4 protein-coding genes are annotated in these 6220 nt (G+C 54.6%); 2 read left to right on the forward strand and 2 right to left on the reverse strand.

All coding sequences use genetic code 11. The features are described from left to right. The first annotated feature begins 6 nt into the window (after positions 1-6). Both B1757_RS09285 and pglX read left to right on the forward strand, forming a co-directional pair. Positions 7-1677: an ATP-binding protein gene (locus tag B1757_RS09285; protein WP_101538035.1), complete on the forward strand. Its 1671-nt coding sequence runs from the start codon at positions 7-9 to the stop codon at positions 1675-1677. A 158-nt stretch (positions 1678-1835) separates the two neighbouring features. Beyond that, the gene (gene pglX, locus B1757_RS09290; protein WP_216360849.1) at positions 1836-4283 is read left to right on the forward strand and encodes a BREX-1 system adenine-specific DNA-methyltransferase PglX; all 2448 of its coding nucleotides are present in this window, start codon (positions 1836-1838) and stop codon (positions 4281-4283) included. Between the two features lie 210 nt (positions 4284-4493). On the opposite strand, the gene B1757_RS16080 is transcribed toward pglX, so the two are convergent. Both B1757_RS16080 and B1757_RS09300 read right to left on the reverse strand, forming a co-directional pair. Continuing rightward, positions 4494-4949 carry an ISAs1 family transposase gene (locus tag B1757_RS16080; protein WP_140391020.1) on the reverse strand — a complete coding sequence of 152 codons (456 nt, stop codon included), beginning with the start codon at positions 4947-4949 and terminating at the stop codon, positions 4494-4496. Continuing rightward, positions 4930-6220: ISAs1 family transposase (locus tag B1757_RS09300; RefSeq protein ID WP_101537243.1), on the reverse strand; the 1291-nt coding region annotated here is incomplete at its 5' end. The genes B1757_RS16080 and B1757_RS09300, both read right to left, overlap by 20 nt.

Genomic DNA, 6220 nt, shown 5'->3' on the forward strand with positions numbered 1-6220 from the left:
CCACGAATGGACGCGAATGAGCACGAAATTGAAAAGCTGATCCAGCAGGGTGAAAGTGTGTCTCTGGAATTCAAGAGTGATATAAAATGCCTGCCGGACCGGGAACTTGTGGCGGCCGTGGTATCTTTGGCCAATACCAATGGCGGCGACCTGTTACTTGGGGTGGAGGATGACGGTGAGGCTACCGGCTTGCATGCGAATCATCTCAATGTGTCGGGCATATCTTCACTGATCGCCAATAAGACGAACCCGGCCATATCTGTCCGAGTAGAGCGGTGCGAGTTGCAGGGCAAATCTATAGTCCATATCTCCGTGCCTAAATCACGGCAACTGGTTTCAACTTCCGATGGTCTGCTGGTTCGAAGGCGGCTCAAACTGGATGGCACACCTGAAGCGGTACCTTTTTATCCTCATGAGTTCATCCAGCGCCAGTCGTCAATGGGACTTGTCGATCCCTCGGCCATGGTGCTGGAGGACGTTTTAGTAAGTCAACTCGATCCGCTGCAACGTCTGCGCATCCGTAATGCCATCAAAAAATATGGTGGAGAACAATCCTTGCTGGCGCTCGCGGATGACGAACTGGATGGTGCCCTGGGGCTTTGTCGCGAGGCGAACGGCCACAGGCGGCCAACCATGACCGGTTTGCTGTTGTTGGGAACTGCCGATCTGTTGCGGCAATACCTTCCCGCCTACGAGGTAGCCTTCCAGGTACTGCACGGCACAGACGTCAAGGTGAATGAGTTCTATCGTAAGCCCCTGCTGGAAACCTTTGAAGAAGTAGAACTGCTTTTCAAGGCTCGGGTCGAGGAAGAGGAAATACAGGTCGGCCTCTTCCGTGTGCCGGTTCCCAACTATGATCGCCGCGCATTCCGCGAAGCATTCGTCAACGCCCTAGTCCACCGTGATTTCAGCCGTCTGGGCGCCGTGCACGTCAAGATTGCAGACGATGGCCTTTTTATCAGCAATCCCGGCGGATTCGTCGAAGGCGTCACCCTGGACAATCTGCTCGTCGCCGATCCTCGCTCCCGTAATCCGCTGCTTGCTGACGTGATCAAGCGGATCGGTTTGGCCGAGCGCACTGGGCGCGGGATCGACCGCATTTATGAAGGTATGCTGCGATACGGTCGGCCGATACCTGATTATTCCATGTCCAATGAATTCACGGTTTCCGTGCAGATGGCCAATGCCGCCGCCGATCTCGATTTCCTCAAGATGGTAGTCGAGCAGGAAGATAATCTGGGGAACATGCCCATTGATTCCCTGATCATCCTGTCACGCTTGCGCGAAGAACGCCGCTTGACCACCGCTGACCTGACTCCATCCGTCCAAAAGCCGGAGGCCAATGTTCGGGCGACTTTGGAAAAACTGGTGGAAACCGGATTTCTCGAACCTCACGGCACCGGCAGGGGCCGGACTTACACCCTCAGCGCGACGATGTACCAAAAGGCGGGAAAGAAGTCGGAGTATATCCGTCAGGCAGGGTTCGCGCCTATCCAGCAAGAACAGATGGTACTCAACTACATCAACAAGCACGGCAGCATAAAACGTGCGGATGTCATGGAGCTGTGTCATGTTACTCAAGATCAGGCGTACAAACTGCTTTTGCGTCTGAAGAAGCGTGGCGAAATTATTCAGATTGGTGATCGTAAAGGGTCTATTTATGAGCGCAAGCGTTAATTTATGCGCTCGGCGTAAATATATGCGCCCATTTAAGCGCTGGCGCATAAAAGCGTGTATGGACTTTATGCACGCTTGCATAGAACCGTGCACAACTCGCCTTTATCACGATTCGTATTCATCCGTATCCATTCGTGGTTCAAAAGGACTTCTCTGATATGGAAACTGCAAAACTCAAAAAATTTGCCCAATATGCCCGACGTTCTCTGCTGGAACAGGTCTCCGCCAAACTGAAACTGGTGTTGGCTGAAAGCAGCGCCGCCCGGCGTGAACGTGCCGAGGCAGTGAAAAAACTTGAAAAAACCATCAAGGAGCACAGCAAGGAGCAAGTTATTGAGCGGGTGGCCTACATCTGGTTTAACCGCTTCTGCGCCCTGCGTTTCATGGACGTGAACCGTTATAACCGCGTCAACATTGTTTCTCCAGCCGACCCCGGACAATTCCAGCCCGAGATTCTGGCTGAGGCCAAAATGGGGCATATCGACGAAGAGATGGTCCACGATAAGGTCCGGCAGCAGATCTTCGCCCTGCTCGACGGCAAAGCGCCCAGCCCCGACCCGCAAGGCGAGGCTTACCGCCTGCTGGTGGTCGCCGCCTGCAACTTCTGGAACAAGGCGATGCCGTTCCTGTTCCAGCGCATCGATGACTACACCGAACTCCTGATGCCCGACGATCTGCTCTCGGGCAACTCCATCCTTGCCTACACCCGCGAGGCGATGACGCCGGATGCCTGCGAGGATGTCGAGGTGATCGGTTGGTTCTACCAGTTCTATATCTCCGAGAAGAAGGACGAGGTGTTCGACGGACTGAAGAAGAACAAGAAGATCATGCCCGAGAATATCCCCGCCGCCACCCAGCTTTTTACCCCGCATTGGATCGTGCGCTATCTGGTAGAAAACTCACTTGGTCGTCTGTGGTTGCTCAACCGTCCCGGCTCGAAGCTGATTGAGCAGATGGACTACTACATCAAGCCCGAACAGGCAGAAACGGACTTCCTGCGCATCACTAAGCCGGAAGAGATCAAGATTTGCGACCCGGCCTGCGGGTCGGGCCACATGCTCACCTATGCCTTTGACCTGCTCTACGCCATCTACGAGGAGGAAGGCGTTGATCCCGCCGAAATACCAGAAAAGATCCTCACGAATAACCTCTACGGCATCGAAATCGACGAACGCGCCGGGGAGCTGGCCGCTTTTGCCCTGACTATGAAAGCCCGCGCCAAACAGCGCCGGTTCTTCAACAAGGGCATCAAGCCAAATATCTGCGTGCTGGAGAATGTCCACTTTGACGATGGCGAGCTGAAGGATTACATGGATTTTGCCGGCCGTGACCTCTTCACTGCGCCATTGCAAACCACCCTGCGCCAGTTCGAAGAGGCCGACAACTTCGGCTCCCTGATCCGTACCGATGTCACCGACGTGGACGGTATGCTCAGGATTCTGGAGTCAAAAAATGTCTCCGGTCATCTGTTCCACAGCCTGACCCACCAGAAGGTGCTGCAAGCCCTACGGCAGGCCGATTACCTGAGCCCGAAATACCATGTGGTGATTGCCAATCCGCCGTATATGGGGGGAAAGGGAATGAATGGGCGATTGAGTGCATGGGTGAAAGATAACTACCCCGCGAGCAAGTCAGATCTATTTGCCATGTTCATCGAACGTAACCTCGACCTTGCCCAGAAGCATGGAGCGGTTGCGATGATTACCATGCAGAGTTGGATGTTCTTGTCATCGTTTGAGGCATTGCGTGCGCGGATTCTGAACCAGGACACATTGCTATCAATGGCTCACCTCGGTGCAAGGGCTTTTGACAGCATCGGCGGTGAAGTGGTTTCAACCACCGCCTTTGTATTGGAGAACGCAAATCGGCTGGACTACAAGGGCGGCTATTTAAGGTTGGTTGCTGGCAATTCTGAAGATGAGAAAAAAGCCGCCATCCGAGAAGCGGTTATGAATCCGGGTTGCGGCTGGTTCTACCGTGCATCTGCATCAGATTTCAAAAAGATTCCTGGAAGTCCAATCGCATACTGGGTGAGCGATAAAATTAGAGATATTTTTCAGCAAGGCACCAGACTTGATGATATTGCACCTGTAAAGGTTGGGTTACAAACAGGAAGTAACGATAAATTTGTTAGAGAGTGGTTTGAAGTATCATCAAAGAAAATGAGTTTCTTCTCAGGCGACACTAATTACGGAACTAAAAAATGGTATCCGTATAATAAGGGCGGAGATTATCGCAAATGGTATGGAAATAATGAAAATATTGTTAACTGGGAAAATGATGGCTATGAGATCCAAAGCTTTACTGATGAGCAAGGTAAACTAAGATCTAGACCGCAGAATCGCGACTATTATTTTCAAGAGTCAATCTCATGGTCATTTATTAGCTCCTCATATTTTGGGGTTCGATTCTCAGATACGAAGGCTATATTTGATGTTGCTGGATCTTCTGCGTTCCCTGCACAAAAAGATAAATACTTTCTAACTGCATTATTGTGCTCAACACTTGCCCATGGCTTCATGAAGGCCATGAATCCAACATTAAATTTCCAAGTAGGCAACGTGGCATCTATTCCTATTGCTACAAATGGCTCTTCGTCAGATTGAGTGGGTAGGGGGTCAGGGCTCCGTCAAGCTCGCCAGATATAGTAGCAGAGGTTTTCGCCACTGATTTTAATGGTGGTTTGAAGGGGCTATAGTTGGTGGAAATGCGGCATTTTCAGGCGATTTTGGGTGCAGAATCGTGAATGGGGTGGCTGACGGACGCAGCTCGCCCTCCGGAGCTATTCTCGGATAGGTAAACCCCGTGGTGGCGCCTCAGTATCCGAGTTGGCGGAGCGTTTTGTGCGCGCTGGCGGCGAAATCCCGGCACGCTTTGGCGATATTCTTGACGCCAGTGAGACGCATAATGCTCATGGCCAGTTCGCGCAAGGTCGCCATCATATGGGGACCGTTCTGGGTACGGACTTGGGAGAGGTCCTCGTGGAAAGTCACATCGCGGACATGATGGTTCCGGTTTTCAATTTCCCAGTGACCACGGGCCAAGCCCAACAGATTTTCGGGCGTGGCACGATCCGGGGTCAGGCTGGTGAGTCCGAAGGCATAATCATCCCGAATCGTGCCCTCTTTGCTGTTGATGGTGGAGCGTTGGATCAGGAAAGCTTGTCCGACATGCGGAAAATGGAGGCCGGTTGCCCGGGTGGCGACGATGATTTTGCGGTATTCAAAGCGGCCATGCCCGACCTCTGTGGTTTCAGCGTTGAGGGGGAAAATCGCCCCAAGGGAGGCACGTCAGACGGTCGCGGAGTTTTCGTTGATTGCCTTTGACGGCGGTGAAGAGATAATCGGCTTTCTTGTCTTCGACGAGGAAGCGGGCGGTCTCCCGCTGGGTATGCAGGGCATCGGCGGTGACGACCTTGCCCGCGATGTTGACGTCCTGGAGCAGGTTGCGCAGTTCTGGAATTTCGTTGGTTTTCCGGGCGATTTCTTTTTGCGCGATGGTGGCCCCCTGTCCATGCAGGAACGCGCTGAGCAGATGCACCTGAGCGCCGTCTGCGCGTGCGGCCCCTTTGAGGACTTTGCCATCGACGGCCACCGCTTCAAAGCCCGCCGTACCCAGTAGCCAGGCGCCGATCGCCGCATCCAGCGCCTCCACATCGGCCCCTTGCAAGACGCGCCGGATGGTCGGTTCGGAGGGGGCGAGGTAGCGCTTGGTTTTGGGATCGAATCGGGCGCGGATGCGCTTCAATTGAGCCTGGGTCAAGCGACCGCCCCACTCGGCGATGGCGGCATAACTTTCGGCCCGCGTCAGGACAGCGGCCACGGCCACCGTCAGGATGGCCGGGAGGGGATGCTGCTTGCCTAGTTTGCTGCGGGTATCGGGAAGGCGGAAAAAGATTTGGCGCAAGCCTTCCATTTGCGCGTCGCTCAACGTCACGGTTTGCATGGGGGTATGGGTCCATTCGAGTTGGGGCTGCGGCTGGGCCAACCAGGCCCGCGCCTGTGGATGGAGAGGAAAGAGCAGAAGACGTTTAGGTTGGCCGTGGTGGACATAGCCACCACCGGGACGGCGGGCGAAGCCCTTGGTTCCGCCGACATCCACCCAGTTGGCGGCCCGGTAGCAGGCACCGGTAAAACGGGGGGATTCCACAAAGGTCTCAGCCAGCACGATGGGATGCCCATAGACGGATTGCCAGTCCGCAGAGAGCCTGTGCAGGTTCAGCGCCAGAATACGGGACGCCAGATTCGGGAAGGATTCTCCGGGCAGGATCAGAAAACGGGCATTGTTGGCGATGAGATGCAAGCGCTGGCGGCGCAAGATCCAGGACCAGCCGATCCACCGATCCCGCGCCTGGCATTGAAAAGCGGCGGCATGCCAGCCCAGTAACGCTACCCAGCGACCATCGAGCGTAGCCACATAGCGCAGGTTACGGCCCGCCAAGGTGCGAAAGCCCCGGTAGTGATACGTTTGCATCAGCGTATTCCAGCGTTCCCGCTCCGTGGGCAGGATGGGTCGCACCTGAACACGGTGCAGGCTGGCTTGC

The sequence above is a fragment of the Acidithiobacillus marinus genome (assembly GCF_002847505.1).
Classification (GTDB): domain Bacteria; phylum Pseudomonadota; class Gammaproteobacteria; order Acidithiobacillales; family Acidithiobacillaceae; genus Acidithiobacillus; species Acidithiobacillus marinus.

Coding starts and splice junctions, on each gene's coding strand:
- B1757_RS09285 (WP_101538035.1), top strand. CDS start 7: ATGGACGCGAATGAGCACGAAATTGAAAAGCTGATCCAGCAGGGTGAA.
- pglX (WP_216360849.1), top strand. CDS start 1,836: ATGGAAACTGCAAAACTCAAAAAATTTGCCCAATATGCCCGACGTTCT.